Origin of the sequence: Methylophaga sp. UBA2513 (assembly GCF_002341285.1) — a bacterium.
Taxonomy (GTDB): Bacteria; Pseudomonadota; Gammaproteobacteria; order Nitrosococcales; family Methylophagaceae; genus Methylophaga; species Methylophaga marina.
The window spans coordinates 103,305-121,038 of sequence record NZ_DDNT01000019.1; the positions used below are offsets into that span (position 1 = coordinate 103,305).

Below are 17,734 nucleotides of genomic sequence, written 5' to 3' on the forward strand. Positions count from 1 at the left end.
AGCAATTATTCTTGGTTCTCTGATTGTTGTTTCAGTTTTTCAGCATTTGCCATTGCTGATGCCTGAGCCGCATAGTTGTTCATTGTTTTTGTCATCAGTTGACGAGCTGCTTTAGAGCGCATCGATTTGGCCATACCTTCAACAAGACTTGTTTCAACATTATTTGATGATAAATGCGTTTTCAATTCATCAAGGTGTGTTTCACAACTCTGCAAAATATTTTGTGCGGCTTCTTGTGGATTGTTGCCTTGATAGTTGCTAGTTAGATGTCCTTGCATCATACATTTATTGTAGTCAGTCAAAATAGAATACATTTTTGTTTGTGCTTGTTCTGGCATATCAGCAGGTGTGACATACTCTTGTGCAAGGACAACTGATGAGGCTGTTATTAATAAAGCAGATACTAAAATTTTTTTCATGGCGACTCCATTGTTGCAAATACTATGTTGAGTTATGAATATTGATTGACTCAACCAGCAGGAAATAATTCCCGATAATACGCCAGAACAGCATAATTTTCATGCATGACTTTTACACAGCTAAATAAAGTGCAATTCAATACCTGATTCACTCAAAAAAACTGTGTCATATATTCGAGTAAAACATTAAATGATTAACACAACCGATGATAACCGACTTAATCAGCTTACTGATTGGGTAAAAAAACTATTCCCTGATGAGCCATTCAGCATTACTGTTGCTTCAAGTGATGCCAGCTTTAGACGATACTTTCGGCTACACACAGTTAACGATACATATATTCTGATGGACGCCCCACCCGAGCATGAAAATATAAGTAGTTTTATCAATATTGATGAGTTTCTTGCAAAGTTTGATGTTGCAGTGCCCCACATTTTCCACAAGGATGAAGATAACGGTTTTCTGATGCTGAGTGATCTGGGTGATGTTTCATTTTTGAAAGCACTAGCACACGGGAATTCAGACACACTCTATCGTGCAGCGATTGATGAACTGGTTAAAATGCAACAGTCCAGGCCACAAGAGGCAACGGCTGGATTACCGCTATACGATGAAAAAAAATTACGTGATGAAATGTCACTGTTTCCAGTTTGGTTTTTAGATAGACACTTGTCCATAAAAGCACCGGAATCATTATCAATTATCTACGATTTTTTAATCGAAGAAATTAAACAACAGCCAGTGTGCTTTGTGCATCGTGATTATCACAGTCGAAATCTGATGGTATGTAATGATAAGTCACTTGGCATTATAGACTTTCAAGATGCCGTAATTGGTCCCATTAGCTATGATCTCGTCTCATTACTAAAAGATTGCTACATTCAGTGGCCGTATGAACAACAACAGTCATGGCTTGAGTATTATAAATCAGTGGCCATTAGGGCTAAGTTGCTAAATTATGAGGAAAATCATCACTTGCAACGTTGGTTCGATATGACAGGTTTACAGCGTCACCTTAAGGTGCTTGGTATCTTTTGCCGCCTAAACTATCGTGATGGTAAAGCTAATTACCTCAATGACTTACCATTAACTCTTCAATATGTTTTTGACGTCTGTGAACGATATGAAGCGCTTGCTCCTTTATATGAATTTATGAGTAACACCCCAGAAATAGTGGCAATTAAATGAAAGCAATGATTTTAGCAGCTGGTCGCGGTGAACGTTTACGACCATTAACAGATCACACTCCTAAACCGCTTGTAAAAGCAGGAAAAAAAAGACTGATTGAATACCTTATTGAAAATCTAGTGGCAGCTGGTATTGATGAGATTGTGATTAATTATGCTCATCTGGGCAAGCAGTTCCCTGCCGCTCTAGGAACTGGTGAATGCTATGGTTGTCGCATCACCTATTCACCGGAAAATGAAGGTAGTTTAGAAACTGCAGGCGGTATAGCTCAGGCATTACCTTTATTAGGGGATGAGCCATTTATCGTAGTCAATGGTGATATATGGACTGACTATGATTTTTCTAACTTGGCAAAGTATTCACTTCAGCAAAATTGTGACTGCCATTTAGTCATGGTCAATAACCCAGAGCACAATCCTGATGGCGATTTTGCACTCGCCGAAAATGGCTGTGTGATGCTTTCAGGAAATAAAAAGTTCACGTTTAGTGGAATGGGACTTTACCATCCAAGATTATTTAAACACTTACCGGTTGAACGTAAAGCACTTAAGCCTATTTTCGAGAAAGTGATACAAGATAACAGGATGACTGGAGAACTCTATAAAGGGCAGTGGTCAGATATTGGCACACTGGAGCGACTGACAGCCTTAGAAAAAGAGCTTAGTTAAACTAAGCTCTATCCGCACATAAAAATTCTAATAATGCTTTTTGTGCATGCAGACGATTCTCAGCTTCATCCCAGACAACACTTTGATCACCATCAATCACTTCAGCGGTCACTTCTTCACCACGATGAGCTGGCAAACAATGCATAAATAAAGCATCTTTTGCAGCTACTTTCATAATGTCGTTATTCACTTGGTAATCGGCAAAGGCTTGCTCTCGTTTGCGTTGCTCTTCCTCTTGTCCCATGCTCGCCCACACATCAGTGACGACCAGGTCGGCATCTTTAGCAGCCTCAACAGCACTGTTAAATAACTCGATTTTCGCTTCAACAGCAGACACAACTTCAGACTTAGGCTCGTATCCTGCTGGCGTTGCTATATGTAATTCAAACCCAAATTGCTGTGCAGCGTTAATGTATGAATGACACATATTATTGCCATCCCCAATCCAGACCACTTTCTTACCTTTGATGGAACCACGATGTTCCTGATAAGTTTGCATATCAGCTAGTAATTGGCATGGGTGGAAATCATCAGTCAACGCATTAATAACAGGGACTGAAGAATACTTTGCAAATGTTTCTAGCTTGGCGTGTTCAAATGTACGTATCATCACCGCATCAACCATAGAAGAAATCACGCGTGCTGAGTCTTCTACTGGTTCACCTCGTCCAAGCTGAGTGTCATCTGGCGACAAGAAAATAGAGCCACCGCCAAACTGAATCATGGCTGACTCAAACGATACGCGTGTGCGAGTAGATGATTTTTCAAATATCATCGCTAGCACTTTATTCTTTAAAGGCTGATAAATTTCGCCTTGATGCTGCATTTTTTTGAGTTCAGATGCGCGATTGATTAATGCTTGTAGCTCTTCTGAAGTCAGGTCTTTTAATGTCAAAAAATGTCTCATTGCTAGGCTACACTCTCAACCTGTTGTGATGATAAAAAATCGAGTACAAACTTACTTACTTTTTCCACAATCATGGATGCTTCTTCAGAGTTAATGATGAGTGGTGGTAGTAGACGAATAACTGAATCAGCGGTGACATTGATTAATAATCCATCGGCTAACGCTTTTTTAACTAATTCAGCACAAGGCATAGTTAACTCTATACCTAACATAAAACCATGAGCACGTACGTCCTTTACGCCAGGCTTACCGACAAGTTGTTTTTGGAAAGCCGTCAGCATTTGCTTGCCTAGGTCATTCACATGACCTAACACCCCTTCTTGTTCAATCGTATCTAAAACACTCAATGCTGCACTACATGCAAGAGGATTACCGCCAAACGTAGAACCATGGTTACCAGCCTGTAGAATCCCCACAGCACTACCAGCAACAAGGCAAGCACCAATTGGCATACCGTTACCTAGACCTTTGGCCAAGGTCATCACATCCGGTATTAAGCCATCATTATGCTGATAGGCAAACCACTTCCCGGTTCTCGCGATACCTGTTTGGACTTCGTCCAGCATCATTAAGAGTTTGCGTTGAGTGCAGATGGCTCTCACACCTGCCAAATACTCAGCATCAGGAATTTTGATACCACCCTCACCCTGAACAGGCTCAAGCAAGACCGCTACAGCCTCAGGCCAATGACCAATTGCCATTCGTAAAGCATCAAGATCGTTATATGGAACACGAACAAATCCAGGAACGAGTGGATCAAAACCTACTTGGACTTTTGCATTGCCTGTAGCCGACAATGTTGCCATGGTGCGTCCATGGAAACTGCCATCCATTACTATTACTACAGGCTTATCGATACCTTTACTGTGGCCATATTTACGGGCAATTTTTATGGCAGCTTCATTGGCTTCTGCACCAGAGTTAGAAAAAAACACCTGCTCCATTCCAGACAAAGAGGTCAACTTATCAGCCAGTTTTTCCTGTAACGCGATATGGTACATATTAGAGGTGTGCACTAATGTTTCAGCCTGATGCTGAATAGCTCGCGTCACCGCAGGATGGCAATGCCCCAGATTACATACAGCAATACCGCTTAACGCATCGAGATAGCGTTTTCCATCTGTATCAGTTAACCAAGCGCCTTTACCTTCACTAAAAGTGACGTCTAGACGTCCGTATGTGGGCATGACCGATTCTGTCATGGCTTGTACTCCTTGCCCTGACGGCATTAAAAAAAACGGCTTTTTAAGGCCAATAAACGAAAAATGGCAGTTTCAAATGAAACTGCCATTTATCAAAAATCGTGTATTTTATAATGTTATAGAGTAATAAACAAATTTACTCTAAATCACGACTTATTAGTTAGCAAAGTTTTCTGCGACAAAGTCCCAGTTTACTAATCCCCAGAAAGCTTCCAGGTATTTAGGACGTGCATTGCGGAAATCAATGTAATATGCGTGTTCCCAAACATCGACAGTCAATAGTGGTTTTTGACCATCAGTTAATGGGCAACCGGCATTGCTTGTATTAACAATAGCGATACTACCATCAGCATTTTTTACTAACCAAGTCCAGCCAGAGCCGAAGTTTGTTGCAGCTGATTTACTGAAAGTTTCTTTGAACTCATCAAACGAACCAAACGTACTGTCGATAGCTGCAGCGAGGTCACCTTCAGGTGCGCCTTTCGCATTCGGTGTCATGCAGTTCCAGTAAAAAGTGTGGTTCCAAACTTGTGCAGCGTTGTTGAAGATACCGCCAGAAGCTTTTGTGATAATTTCTTCTAATGACTTACCTTCAAATTCAGTACCCGGTACCAAGTTATTTAAGTTAGTCACATAAGTTTGGTGATGTTTACCATAGTGATATTCAAGCGTTTCTGCTGAAATGGTTGGTTCTAATGCATCCTTAGCATACGGAAGTGGTGGCAATTCATAAGCCATATTTTTATCTCCTAATATGTGAAAAATAACCGAGTAATTGAGTCAATTATTCTAAAAGAGCACTCAGATGATATCAAGTGCTACCCGTTTGAGTTTACTTACACATCACCGAAAATCGATAACATGGATAAATCCAACCCCATCAATATTGCATCTTCTCTACCATTTTCAGCCGGGTAATAACCTCTGCGGACAGACATTTCGTTAAAACCTAACTGCTCATAGAGATTTTGTGCTTTTTTATTTGACTCTCTAACTTCTAAAACCACAATCGAAGCTGATCGTGCTTTAGAAAAATCAATGATATGTTCTAAAATGAAACGACCATATCCTTGTCTTTGCATATCTGGTCTGACACAAAGGTTCAGAAGATGTGCTTCATCGAGGACTAACTGCAAAATGGCGTAGCCCAATACCACATCATACGTATCAGAATAGACCCATGCATAATGTCCGGCATCAAGACTATCCGAAAAGTTCTTAAGCGTCCACGGAAACTGATTTGCAGAGCACTCTATATTATGGACAAGTTGCAAATCCTTACCCGTCATTACTCTTGGAGAAACCATAGCCTTGTCCGTTAATTTAAAGCGTTACCGTGAGTTTTTAGCTGTTGCCAGGCAACCGCTTTCAATGAAGGCTGCCTTATCATAGCTTCTAAGGATGGAAGTTGAACAGCATCAATACCTTCAGGCAAACGCTGTTCACTCTTCATCATTGTGAGAATTATTTTGCTATTAAGCTCATCTGGACTCAATCTCAGGACTTCTGATGAGGCAATTATGTATTGACGTCTGTTATCTAGCCCCACTGATTTTAGAATGCTTGTTAATAAACGTCGTTCTACAGCGTTTAATGCCGTCGCTTCAACGACAAGAACGACTTGCACATCATCAGGAATTTTCTGCTCCTGAGTCTGTAGAGTGTCTGAAGGTATGGTCTCAGTAGACGCTATATCCTGAGTACTTTTTCTCTGACGTTTTGTCCAAACGGGTATACCCATTTCAGTCAAGACTGAGTATTGATATTCAGACAGTGCCATTAGACTTGAGGATGCGCTCTATCAACAGGACTTAAGATTTTGTTCAAAGCGTTCAGGTAAGCTTTGGCGGATGCAATAACGATATCCGTATCCGCACCTTGCCCACTGACTATCCGTCCACCTTTCTCAAGTCTTACACTGACCTCGCCCTGAGCATCAGTACCGGTAGTGATACTATTCACTGAATAGAGCTGTAATTCTGTTTGACTTTGCACAATTGACTCAATCGCTTTATAAGCAGCATCAACAGGGCCTCCACCACTCATTTGTGTCTGCACTTCTCTACCATCAACGGACAATGTGACTGTGGCAAATGGGGTTTCACCTGTTTCACTACAGACCTTCAATGAAATTAGACTGACACGCTCATCTGCAGTCGCAACGGTATCACTAACCAGTGCCTGAATATCCTCATCAAATACTTCATGCTTTTTATCCGCTAATTCTTTAAAACGAGTAAATGCGGCGTTTAAATCAGTTTCGGAGGTTAACTCAATACCCAGTTCTTGTAGACGGCTACGGAAAGCATTTCGTCCAGAGTGCTTGCCAAGTACCATTCTATTGGTATTCCAACCGACATCTTCTGCGCGCATGATTTCATAGGTTTCACGATTTTTCAGAACACCGTCTTGATGGATGCCTGATTCATGAGCAAAAGCATTGGCGCCAACGATAGCTTTGTTTGGTTGTACAACAAACCCTGTGATACCCGACACTAATCGTGATGCCGATAAAATATGCTGCGTATCAATACCAGTATCACATGGGAACATATCCTGACGCGTTCTGACTGCCATCACGACTTCTTCTAAGGCAGCATTACCAGCCCGTTCACCCAAACCATTGATAGTGCATTCAACTTGACGTGCACCATTCATCACTGCTGACAACGAGTTTGCAACAGCCAAGCCCAGATCATTGTGACAATGCACGGAGAAGATGGCTTTGTCTGCATTTGGTATGCGTTCACGTAATGTTGAAATCAATGAGCCAAATTGATGTGGCAAGTTGTACCCTACTGTGTCGGGTATATTTAGTGTGGATGCCCCAGCATCAATGACCGCCTCAAGGATTTGGCACAGAAAGTCTGTTTCACTTCGACCGGCATCTTCAGGAGAAAACTCGACGTCGTCGGTATATTGACGAGCACGCTTGACTGCGCGAACTGCATTTTCTATTACCTGTTCAGGTTCCATACGCAGTTTCATTTTCATGTGAATAGGTGATGTTGCAATAAAGGTATGAATGCGTGACGCATTAGCTAATTTAAGCGCTTCACCGGCTCTGTCGATATCGGCATCTAATGCTCGGGACAGACCACAAATACGACTATCTTTAACTGCTTTAGCTACAGCTTGTACAGCTTCAAAGTCACCTGTGCTGGCGATAGGAAATCCAGCCTCAATTACATCTACACGCATACGCTCAAGTGCTTTGGCAATGCGGACTTTCTCATCTTTTGTCATCGATGCGCCAGGGCTTTGCTCACCGTCACGTAATGTCGTATCAAAAATTATTAGCTTGTCAGTCATAAATGTGTGAACCAGATTATTAAATTATTATTTATTAGTCTTCTTTAGCCTGCGCACGCTCAGAACGATGTTGACGCAGTTTAAGCAATGTAAAAACAGGACCGGATAAACCGTAAATTAAAAATACGCTAAACAAAATGGTAGGTGGGTCAATAGCCACCAGAGCAAAAATAAGTACCAGTACCAGCATTACAACAAAAGGTACTCGGTTTCGTAAATCAAGCTCTTTAAAACTGTGATAGCGCATTGAGCTGACCATAAGTATAGCCGCTCCGAAAGTAATTGGTATGGTGAAAATAGCAATCATGCTCTCACTGAAATCATTGCTCGTGCCTGCCCATACCCAACCAGCAATGATGGCGGCCGCAGCAGGACTTGGTAGACCTTGGAAATAACGTTTATCTTGTGTACCTATCTGGGTATTAAATCTGGCTAGTCGCAATGCACCACAGGCTGCATATATGAACGCAACCATCCAGCCGAACTTGCCCATATCAGTCAGAGACCACTGAAAAATCACCAAGGCAGGCGCCATACCAAATGAGACCATATCGGCTAGACTGTCATATTCTGCGCCAAATGCACTTTGAGTGTTGGTCATTCTGGCGATACGACCATCTAATCCATCCATGATCATCGCAATAAATATAGCAATAGCAGCTGTCTCAAAGTCACCACGAATGCCGGCAACAATGGCATAAAATCCAGCAAAGAGCCCCGCTGTCGTGAATAAATTCGGTAGTAGATAGATACCACGATTTTGTGGCTTTTCACTATTAACCATAACTAACACGCTCCTATTGTTTCGGTTCTACATTATGACAGCTAAGGCACACAAACAAAACGGGGGCGATTGTTTTCACAACCGCCCCCGTCTTTTTTCAATCAATATGCTGATTAGTTTTTAGACTTATCAACAATTTTTTGAATCCAAGGCATCATTGAACGCAATTTTGCACCTGTTTGTTCGATTGGGTGCTCAGCATTGATACGACGCATGGCTGTCATTTCAGGATAGCCACTTTGACCTTCTTGAATGAATTGTTTTGCGTATTTACCTTCCTGGATGTTTTTCAATGCTTCACGCATTGCCCAGCGGCTTTCTTCGTTAATGACACGTGGACCTGTGACGTATTCACCATATTCAGCATTATTCGAGATCGAATAATTCATATTAGCGATACCGCCTTCGTACATCAGGTCAACAATGAGTTTCAACTCATGCAGACATTCGAAGTAAGCCATTTCTGGTGCATAACCTGCTTCAGTCAGCGTTTCAAAACCTGCTTTGACAAGCTCAACAGCGCCACCACATAAGACTGCCTGTTCACCGAATAAGTCTGTTTCAGTCTCATCACGGAATGTTGTTTCGATGATGCCAGTACGACCGCCGCCTACACCTGATGCGTATGATAGAGCAATATCTTTCGCCTTGCCTGAAGCATCTTGCTCTACAGCGATTAAGTCAGGAATACCACCACCTTTAACAAACTCACTACGTACAGTGTGGCCAGGTGCTTTTGGTGCAATCATGATGACATCAAGATCTTCACGCGGCAGAATCTGGTTGTAAAGAATAGCGAAACCGTGAGCAAAAGCTAAAACAGCGCTTTTTTTCAGGTTAGGTTCGATTTCTTGTTTGTATAATTGAGATTGGAACTCATCTGGTGTCAAAATCATCACCAAATCAGCACCTTTCACTGCTTCACCGACATTGTCAGAAACAGTCAGCCCAGCAGCTTGAGCCTTAGCAATAGATGAAGAGCCAGCACGTAAAGCAACAGTGACATCCACACCTGAGTCTTTCAGGTTGCAGGCATGGGCATGGCCTTGTGAACCATAACCAACGATTGTCACTTTCATGCCTTGGATAATAGACAAGTCACAATCTTTATCGTAATAAATGTTCAAACTCATGATTGAATTCCTTAGATTTTCTTGAACGAATATAAATTCAGTTTACAGGTGCAAGCTTTTCTCGCCGCGAGCAATTCCTGTGACACCCGAACGGACAGTTTCAATAATTTTATGTTCAGCAAGTGCTTCAATAAAAGAATCCAATTTGCTTACAGCACCTGTCAATTCAATGGTATAGGTCGATGAAGTCACATCGATAATGTGACCTCGAAAAATATCACACAGACGTTTTACATCTTCTCTCTGAGCCATGGTGGCTGCTTTGACTTTAATCAGCATCATTTCACGTTCAATGTGAGGCCCCTCGGTCAGATCCATTAGTTTTACCACATCGATCAATTTATTCAATTGCTTCACAATCTGCTCGATGATGCGATCAGTGCCTGTCGTGACAATGGTCATACGGGATAATGATGGATCCTCTGTTGGCGCCACCGTTAATGATTCGATGTTATATGCACGCGCAGAAAACAACCCTGCCACACGAGATAAGGCCCCTGCTTCATTTTCAATCAGGATAGAAATAATATGACGCATGGTTACGACAGCTCCCTTTCTGAATCTTGTGCAGGTGCGCTATAGGGTGACATATGCATATCATTATGCGCCTTACCTTGAGCAATCATTGGGTATACGTTTTCTGTTTGGTCAGTAACGATATCAAAGAACACCAGACGATCTTTCATCGCAAAACCACGTTCCAACTCAGCTCTAAGGTCCTCCGGTTTCTCGATACGAATACCGACATGACCATAGCTTTCTGTTAACTTCACGAAATCAGGCAGCGACTCCATGTAGGAGTGCGAATAGCGATTTTCGTAGAAAAACTCCTGCCATTGACGAACCATTCCCAAATAACGATTGTTCAGTGCAACAATTTTAACGGGAAGGCCATACTGCAGACAGGTAGATAATTCCTGAATACACATCTGGATGCTACCTTCGCCAGTCACACAAATCACCGTACTCTCAGGGTATGCTAACTGAACGCCCATAGCAGCAGGCAAACCGAATCCCATCGTGCCTAGACCACCCGAGTTAATCCAGCGGTTTGGCTCATCAAATCCATAATACTGAGCAGCCCACATTTGATGTTGGCCTACATCAGAGGTGACATAAGCTTCGCCTTTCGTGATTTCATGAAGTAACTCAACAACCGCTTGTGGCTTAATTTTGTCACTATTGCGGTCATAACTCATGCATTGCTTCGAACGCCAACCTTCAATGATATTCCACCACTCTTCCACCGCTTTTTTCTGTGGCTTTTTATTGCTGTTTTTGAGTAAGTGGTTCATTTCCTGTAATACATCAGGAACACTTCCAACAATAGGAATATCAACAGTAATTGTCTTGGATATTGAAGACGGATCAATATCGACATGAATGATTTGAGCATGCGGGCAAAACTCGGCAATTTTACCTGTCACCCGGTCATCAAAACGTGCACCGATAGCAATCAAGACATCGCAATCATGCATCGCCATGTTCGCTTCGTAAGTACCGTGCATACCCAACATGCCAAGGAACTGTTTGTCGCTGGCAGGATAAGCACCTAAGCCCATCAAGGTACTAGTGATAGGAAAACCTAGATGACGAACAAATTGACGTAACTCATCTGAACCTTTACCTAGGACTACACCACCACCAGTGTAAATCATCGGTTTTTTGGCTGATAGCATCAAATCAACAGCACGCTTAATCTGACCTGTGTGGCCTTTCACTGTTGGCTGATAAGAACGCATATTCACTTTATCGGGATAGTGATATGGCACCTTCACAGCTGGATCAGTAATGTCTTTAGGTACATCAACAACGACAGGGCCAGGACGACCAGTAGAAGCGACATAAAATGCTTTTTTTACTGTTTCCGCAAGATCATTAATATCTTTAACTAAGAAGTTATGTTTTACGCAGGGACGAGTTATGCCAACCGCATCGACTTCCTGGAAGGCATCACTACCGATAACTGCAGTGCTTACCTGTCCAGTGATAACCACCATTGGAATAGAATCCATATAGGCCGTCGCAATACCGGTGACGGCATTTGTAGCGCCGGGACCAGATGTGACTAAGACCACACCTGGTTTACCTGTGGCACGAGCATAGCCATCTGCAGCATGCGTTGCAGCTTGCTCATGTCGAACCAGAATGTGTTTGACATCTTCCTGATTGTATAGCGCATCATAGATATGCAGCACTGCACCACCAGGATACCCGAAAAGGTATTCAACACCTTCGTCTTTGAGACATTGAACTAATATCTCGGCACCACTTAATTCCACGTGTTCCCCTTATATGTATGCCGTTCTTTTTAGTGAGCTAAAAAATTGTAAACGTGTAAAGTTACTTGTAATGCGTGATAAGGTCAAGAATAAGGTCTGTCGCCTTTTCTGCCCATAAAAGATCTATTTATCCTTAATGCATTTGCTGTGGCATAATTTAACGCTATGACACAATTAAAATCTAAGCAAATTACATTAACTCGTCCTGACGACTGGCACTTACACTTGCGCGATGATCTGGCACTAAAACGCACAGTTTCTGACACAGCTCGAGTCTTTGGCCGTGCCATCGTCATGCCAAATCTCCAACCACCTGTAACGACGACTGCATTGGCCGCTGATTACAGAGCCAGAATAATAGAAAACAGGCCTGAACACAGTCAGTTTGAACCTTTAATGACATTGTATCTCACCGATAACACCTCTGCCGATGAAATTTATCGTGCTCACGAGAGTGGAATCGTTCATGGTGTCAAATTATATCCAGCAGGTGCCACGACAAATTCAGATGCGGGTGTCACTGAACTTAGTCATTGCTATCAGGCATTAGAGGCGATGCAAAACCTCGGCATACCACTACTTGTGCATGGTGAAGTCACTTCGCCCGAGATAGATGTATTTGATCGCGAGAAAGTTTTTATCGATCAGATATTAATCCCTCTGATAAAAGATTTTCCTGAACTGAGAATCGTCTTTGAGCATATCACGACATCCAATGCCGCTGAGTTTGTTGCTAGCGCTGCTGACCATATTGCTGCAACTATCACCCCTCATCACTTACTGTTAAATAGAAATGATCTTCTGGTGGGAGGTATAAGGCCACACCACTACTGCTTACCTGTATTAAAGAGAAATACACACCAACAGGCTTTGATTAAAGCAGCGACCAGTGGCAGTAAGAAATTCTTTCTAGGCACGGATAGCGCGCCTCATCCTAGAGCAGGTAAGGAATCAAGCTGTGGTTGTGCCGGCATATATAGCGCTCATGCCGCGATTGAGTTGTATGCAGAAGCATTTGAGGCAGCAAATGCATTAGATAAATTAGAAATGTTTGCCAGCTTTAATGGACCTGATTTCTATCACTTACCTAGAAATCAGACTCAAATAACGTTAGTAAAAGAAAGCTGGGACGTTCCTCAAACATTACCTTTTGCAGACAGTTCATTGGTACCCATGCGGGCGGGAAATCAGATAGCTTGGAAAGTCGTTAGTTAATCTAACGGCTTTGCTTGCGTTTGCGTTTATACATCAAGACATCACCTTCAGAAAGTAAATCTTCAATACCTTGATGTTTGTCTGAGTCCATCAATACGACACCGTATGAAAAAGTAATGTCATAGCCAAGTTCGCGCTGTTTATTAGATGCTTCAACTTGCTTTGAAAAACGTTTCATCACTTCATCAACCGCTTTTTGATCAGCATCAACCAGCAGAATAACAAATTCGTCTCCGCCCATTCTCGCGACGATATCTGAATCTCTGCCAACATCATCTAAGATCGTTGCAAATTGACGTAGTGCCTTATCCCCCTCTGCATGACCAAACTTATCGTTGATGGGTTTAAATTCATTCAGATCAAGAAAAGCCAGGGCAACGGGTAGTCCACCACGTCTGCATATACTCAGAGATTTTGCGGCAGACATATTAAAACCTCGACGGTTTAATATGCCTGTTAGCTCATCCATGGTCGCCAACTCAACGGCTTGAATCTCGTGTTCAACTATGGTTGCTAGGTCTTTAAGTAGTGCTCGATCTTCGTCACTGAAATGTCTTGGCCTCACATCTTTAATACACAACGTACCTAGCTTACTGCCATCAAGATAACGAATGGGATAGCCAGCATAAAAGCGTATATGCTTTTGACCAATTAATAGCGGATTGTCGATGAAACGTTCATCCTTATGCGTATCTTCAACAACAAAGGCGCCATCGCCCAAAATCGCGTGTCCACAAAAAGACAGATCACGTGGCGTCTCAGTAATATCTAATCCCTGGCAGGACTTAAACCATTGGCGATTTTTATCAACAATACTGACGAGCGCAACTGGCACATCAAATAACTTAATGGCGATTCTTGTGAGACGATCAAAGCGTTCGTCGGGAGCCGAATCAAGGATAGTCAACGATTGTAATGTCGATAACCTTTCTTGTTCATTTTGAGGTAAATCTGGTGTTTTCATTCAAAACTCCAGTTTTTATAGAAACAGAAACATCATAAATGAGTACACAAGCTTGTGTATACAAACAGCTTGGCTGTTCATGCATCGGAAATATATATTTGGAAAAAGGTTCATTTCGCATACAACGAAATGAACCTTGAATGACTTTATTCTATAGCGTCACACCGATACGTTGTGCCACTTCTTCATAGGCTTCAATGACACCACCCAGACCTTGTCTAAAACGGTCTTTATCCAGTTTTTTACGTGTTTCTGCATCCCACAGACGACAGCCATCTGGACTAAACTCATCACCTAAAAAGATCTGACCTTTGAACAAGCCAAACTCTAGTTTATAGTCCACTAAAATCATGCCGGCATCGGCAAATAGCTTCTGTAAATGTTCATTAACTTTAAACGTTAACTCTTTCATTTTGCTTATATCTTCAGCTTTAGCCCAGCCGAATGTTTCGATGTGATACTCGTTGATCATCGGATCATGTAACGCATCATTCTTAAGAAAAAATTCAAACACGGGAGGATTGAGCGCAAGTCCATCTTCGACGCCAAGGCGACGAACCAAGCTACCAGAGGCCACATTCCGTACCACACATTCAACCGGCACCATTTGCATGTTTTTAACCAAGGATTCCGTATCGTTCAACAGCTCTTCGAAGTGAGTTGGAATGCCTTTATCAGCCAAATATTGCATGATGAACGCATTAAACTTGTTATTGACCATGCCTTTACGATTTAACTGTTCGACTTTTTCACCATCAAATGCAGACGTATCATCACGAAAGCTCAGTACGACATAATCTTCATTATCTGTAGCAAAAACACTTTTGGCTTTACCAGAATACAATTCTTGTTTCTTTTGCATCAGCTATCTCTTAGCGGTTAGTTATTTCACGCCAGTCAAAACCGGCCTCTTGGTCTGCAATGCCAATCCAATCATGTTCACAAGCCAGTGCGTCAGCTAGTAACGGCACAACAAGCGATGGACAATTGTTTTTTTCTGAAATATGCATTGCCATAATATGCTGCAAGTTTGTGGTGTCAATTTTCTCAAGTAATGAGGCGGATTGCACGTTATTTAAATGTCCCAGTCTGCCACCAACACGCCGCTTAAGATGTTCAGGATATTCCCCCTGCTCCAGCATCATCATATCGTGATTGGCCTCTAACAGTAAGGCATTACAGCCAGATAATGTTTCCTCAATCAACGGTGTGATGGAGCCGACATCCGTCAGCAAACCTAAGCGGTGTTGACCATTACCAAAAACAAACTGGCTAGGCTCTCGTGCATCATGTGGCACAGGAAATGGTTCAACTTCTAAATCATTAATGCTGAATGTTTCATGGCAATTGAATGTCTTAATATGCGCTGCGATATCAACTGGCAAACAACCGGCCGTACCCGGTGTGGTATAGACAGGCAAACGAAATTTTCGAGCCATCACACGTATACCAGCCATATGATCGGCATGCTCATGTGTAACTAATAAAGCAGATAGCTGGTAAGGATCGACGCCCAGTTTCCGTAAACGTTTCTCAGCTTCACGAGCAGAAAAACCACAGTCAATCATGACTGTGGTTTTTCCAGCTGTTACCAGTGTCGCATTACCTCGACTACCACTTCCAAGGGAAGCAAATCGCATTATGGTGCAAGTTGTTCCTGAATCAGATCTAACAAACGTTTGGCAGAGTCATCAGAAGTACGTACTTCATTTGAGTCTAATACCATTACACGTGTTTGATCAGCATCTGACAGCAACTTAATGTAGTAGTATTCGTTTGGTTTTTTCTCTACATCATCACGCCAGAAGGCCAGTTTATCCAGCATGCCCTCATCATCTTCTTCGGCTTGCTTGAATGGATCAATGTAGCGGACAAAATACTGACCTTTGCTACGATCACGATCTTCAACTGAGAAGCCTTTGCTATCAAGGACACGTCCTACACGCCCCCAAACGGTTGAGAAACCCTGCTCGATCAATAAACTTTGCTGACCATTACTATCATCCATCAGTAATACACGAGCTGTTTCTTCAGGTGGTGGCGCTGGGGTTGCCAGTTTGAATTGCTCCATATCTTGCTGGTACAGCGTGCCTAAATAATCAGCTAATTGACGAAGCATCGCTTCATCTTTCTGGTTATTAGCTTGTTCACTGTCGGCACTTCCTAAATAGATATTGGCCATCTTAGAGGTATCACCACGTTCCATTCGGATGCGGTAAACATAACCATCTGCATCAGCTGTGGTATCCATCAGACCAATACGGTCATCAGCACGTGCAATCCCTAAATCTTTAGTCGCCCAAAAATCGATGATACGTTGCCAAGTCACTTCACGGTCACCAGGCACAACAAGATGACGGTCTGCACCTTCACCTGATAATGCAGGTTTGGATTCAGGCGTAATGTTGTATTTTGCAGCTAATGGGTTGGTTGCCGCTTCTTCAAATTCAGAGTATGTCGCTGTATTTGTCTGCTTACCAGAGATGTCATCTTTAATTCGACTAGTGCTTAAATCGGGCGGCACATCGAGAGGTGGCATAGTTTCAGCTTTACGGTATTTCTGTGTGTTATCTGGAACCACTTCATCTAATGATGAGAAAGCACCACAAGCAGTTAGAGCAGTCGTCATCATGACAACCAGCGATGTTTGTTTAAATAATTTTACGTTCATTTAATACAGTTCACTCACTTGAATTTAGTTGAGAACACCGGCAGTGTTCAATGCATCACGCACAGATTGATGATAATTCTCAGACAATACCGTCATTGGCAAACGAATGCCACTAGAAATAAGTCTCATTTCGTTCAAAGCCCATTTTACGGGTATGGGATTTGACTCGACAAACAAGAATTGATGCAGAGCCACTAATTTTGAATTAATGTCGCGAGCCAAAGTCTCATTCCCAGCTAAAGCAGCCTGACACATTTCATGCATGAGTTTAGGCGCGACATTTGCGGTGACAGAAATCACCCCCTGACCGCCTGCCAATATGAAATCGACAGTGTTGGCATCTTCACCAGTGTAAAGAGCAAAGCCTTCTCGTGATAATTGTTTAATTTGCTGAACACGAGAAACATCGCCAGTAGCTTCTTTGATGCCAATAATATTGGAAAGCTCTGATAACCTTCCAACCGTTTCAGGTAGCAAATCAGATGCAGTGCGACCTGGCACGTTATATAAGATTTGTGGAATATTGACTGCTTCAGCGATGGCTTTGAAATGGAGATACATGCCCTGCTGAGTCGGTTTGTTGTAATAAGGCGCAACAAGCAAAACAGCATCAACACCAAGATCTTTTGCTGATTGAGTCAGTTCAATAGCTTCTGAAGTCGAGTTGGCACCAGTACCGGCAATCACGGGGATACGCCCATTCACTTGTTCCACCACCAGACGAATCACGTCACAGTGTTCTTCTACGCTCAAGGTTGCAGATTCACCGGTCGTACCAACAGCGACAATGGCATCTGTGCCCTGGCTGATATGAAACTCGACCAGCTTTCGCAGGCTGTCAACATCCAAGGCACCATCTGCCTGCATGGGTGTGACAAGAGCTACCATACTGCCGCTAAACATATTTAAATGACTCCGAAAAAATAACAGGCATGGTACTTTGCCTGCCTGTTGATGACAAGATCCGACTGAATTGTGTAAGGTACTT

The 17,734-nt window shown here is 42.5% G+C and carries 19 protein-coding genes; 3 read left to right on the plus strand and 16 right to left on the minus strand.

Translation table 11 applies throughout. The annotated features are described in order from the left end of the window. Window positions 1-5 precede the first annotated feature (5 nt). Window positions 6-419: a hypothetical protein gene (locus tag B3V56_RS11530; protein WP_289282708.1), complete on the minus strand. Its 414-nt coding sequence runs from the start codon at window positions 417-419 to the stop codon at window positions 6-8. A 190-nt stretch (window positions 420-609) separates the two neighbouring features. Here B3V56_RS11530 and B3V56_RS11535 point away from each other — a divergent pair, with 190 nt between their 5' ends. Together B3V56_RS11535 and murU are read left to right on the plus strand one after the other, a co-directional pair. Beyond that, window positions 610-1,608, plus strand: coding sequence for an aminoglycoside phosphotransferase family protein (locus B3V56_RS11535; RefSeq protein WP_289282707.1), 999 nt, complete (start codon window positions 610-612; stop codon window positions 1,606-1,608). Next, window positions 1,605-2,276 carry an N-acetylmuramate alpha-1-phosphate uridylyltransferase MurU gene (gene murU / locus B3V56_RS11540; protein ID WP_289282706.1) on the plus strand — a complete coding sequence of 224 codons (672 nt, stop codon included), beginning with the start codon at window positions 1,605-1,607 and terminating at the stop codon, window positions 2,274-2,276. Before B3V56_RS11535 ends, murU begins: the two co-directional genes overlap by 4 nt. Before the next feature lies 1 nt (window position 2,277). Here murU and argF read toward each other — a convergent pair whose 3' ends face one another. From argF to B3V56_RS11590, 10 genes are all read right to left on the minus strand, one after another. After that, window positions 2,278-3,183, minus strand: coding sequence for an ornithine carbamoyltransferase (argF, locus tag B3V56_RS11545; RefSeq protein WP_289282705.1), 906 nt, complete (start codon window positions 3,181-3,183; stop codon window positions 2,278-2,280). A 2-nt stretch (window positions 3,184-3,185) separates the two neighbouring features. Further along, a complete protein-coding gene (locus B3V56_RS11550; protein WP_289282704.1) occupies window positions 3,186-4,385 on the minus strand; it encodes an aspartate aminotransferase family protein in 1,200 nt (399 codons plus the stop codon). A gap of 156 nt (window positions 4,386-4,541) precedes the next feature. Beyond that, window positions 4,542-5,123: a superoxide dismutase [Fe] gene (gene sodB / locus B3V56_RS11555; protein ID WP_289245321.1), complete on the minus strand. Its 582-nt coding sequence runs from the start codon at window positions 5,121-5,123 to the stop codon at window positions 4,542-4,544. A gap of 98 nt (window positions 5,124-5,221) precedes the next feature. Then, on the minus strand, window positions 5,222-5,692 hold the full coding sequence (rimI, locus tag B3V56_RS11560; RefSeq protein WP_289282702.1) for a ribosomal protein S18-alanine N-acetyltransferase: 471 nt from the start codon (window positions 5,690-5,692) through the stop codon (window positions 5,222-5,224). Between the two features lie 11 nt (window positions 5,693-5,703). Continuing rightward, entirely contained in the window at window positions 5,704-6,165 is a 462-nt protein-coding gene (locus tag B3V56_RS11565) for a DNA polymerase III subunit psi (protein WP_289282701.1), read from the minus strand. Next, window positions 6,165-7,697, minus strand: a complete 1,533-nt coding sequence (locus B3V56_RS11570; protein ID WP_286304691.1) for a 2-isopropylmalate synthase — start codon at window positions 7,695-7,697, stop codon at window positions 6,165-6,167. Before B3V56_RS11570 ends, B3V56_RS11565 begins: the two co-directional genes overlap by 1 nt. A gap of 34 nt (window positions 7,698-7,731) precedes the next feature. Next, window positions 7,732-8,481: a CDP-diacylglycerol--serine O-phosphatidyltransferase gene (pssA, locus tag B3V56_RS11575; RefSeq protein WP_289245318.1), complete on the minus strand. Its 750-nt coding sequence runs from the start codon at window positions 8,479-8,481 to the stop codon at window positions 7,732-7,734. A 113-nt stretch (window positions 8,482-8,594) separates the two neighbouring features. Beyond that, on the minus strand, window positions 8,595-9,608 hold the full coding sequence (ilvC, locus tag B3V56_RS11580; protein ID WP_289282739.1) for a ketol-acid reductoisomerase: 1,014 nt from the start codon (window positions 9,606-9,608) through the stop codon (window positions 8,595-8,597). A 48-nt stretch (window positions 9,609-9,656) separates the two neighbouring features. Continuing rightward, window positions 9,657-10,151 carry an acetolactate synthase small subunit gene (ilvN, locus tag B3V56_RS11585; RefSeq protein WP_286304693.1) on the minus strand — a complete coding sequence of 165 codons (495 nt, stop codon included), beginning with the start codon at window positions 10,149-10,151 and terminating at the stop codon, window positions 9,657-9,659. 2 nt (window positions 10,152-10,153) lie between these two features. Further along, window positions 10,154-11,896, minus strand: a complete 1,743-nt coding sequence (locus B3V56_RS11590) for an acetolactate synthase 3 large subunit (RefSeq protein WP_289282700.1) — start codon at window positions 11,894-11,896, stop codon at window positions 10,154-10,156. A 165-nt stretch (window positions 11,897-12,061) separates the two neighbouring features. Here B3V56_RS11590 and pyrC point away from each other — a divergent pair, with 165 nt between their 5' ends. Next, window positions 12,062-13,111 carry a dihydroorotase gene (gene pyrC / locus B3V56_RS11595; RefSeq protein ID WP_289282699.1) on the plus strand — a complete coding sequence of 350 codons (1,050 nt, stop codon included), beginning with the start codon at window positions 12,062-12,064 and terminating at the stop codon, window positions 13,109-13,111. A 1-nt stretch (window position 13,112) separates the two neighbouring features. Here the strand turns inward: pyrC and B3V56_RS11600 are convergent, their stop codons facing one another. The 5 genes from B3V56_RS11600 to dapA all read right to left on the minus strand — a co-directional run bounded on the left by B3V56_RS11600 (window position 13,113) and on the right by dapA (window position 17,649). Next, window positions 13,113-14,075 carry a GGDEF domain-containing protein gene (locus tag B3V56_RS11600; RefSeq protein WP_289284318.1) on the minus strand — a complete coding sequence of 321 codons (963 nt, stop codon included), beginning with the start codon at window positions 14,073-14,075 and terminating at the stop codon, window positions 13,113-13,115. A 151-nt stretch (window positions 14,076-14,226) separates the two neighbouring features. Then, complete coding sequence (gene purC / locus B3V56_RS11605) at window positions 14,227-14,937, minus strand: phosphoribosylaminoimidazolesuccinocarboxamide synthase (RefSeq protein WP_289245314.1); 711 nt, start codon at window positions 14,935-14,937, stop codon at window positions 14,227-14,229. 10 nt (window positions 14,938-14,947) lie between these two features. After that, entirely contained in the window at window positions 14,948-15,715 is a 768-nt protein-coding gene (locus B3V56_RS11610) for an MBL fold metallo-hydrolase (RefSeq protein ID WP_286304698.1), read from the minus strand. Next, a complete protein-coding gene (gene bamC, locus B3V56_RS11615; protein ID WP_289282695.1) occupies window positions 15,715-16,746 on the minus strand; it encodes an outer membrane protein assembly factor BamC in 1,032 nt (343 codons plus the stop codon). Before bamC ends, B3V56_RS11610 begins: the two co-directional genes overlap by 1 nt. Before the next feature lie 24 nt (window positions 16,747-16,770). Continuing rightward, window positions 16,771-17,649 (minus strand): 4-hydroxy-tetrahydrodipicolinate synthase, encoded by an 879-nt coding sequence (gene dapA / locus B3V56_RS11620; RefSeq protein ID WP_286304700.1) that lies wholly within the window; start codon window positions 17,647-17,649, stop codon window positions 16,771-16,773. Window positions 17,650-17,734 lie beyond the last annotated feature (85 nt).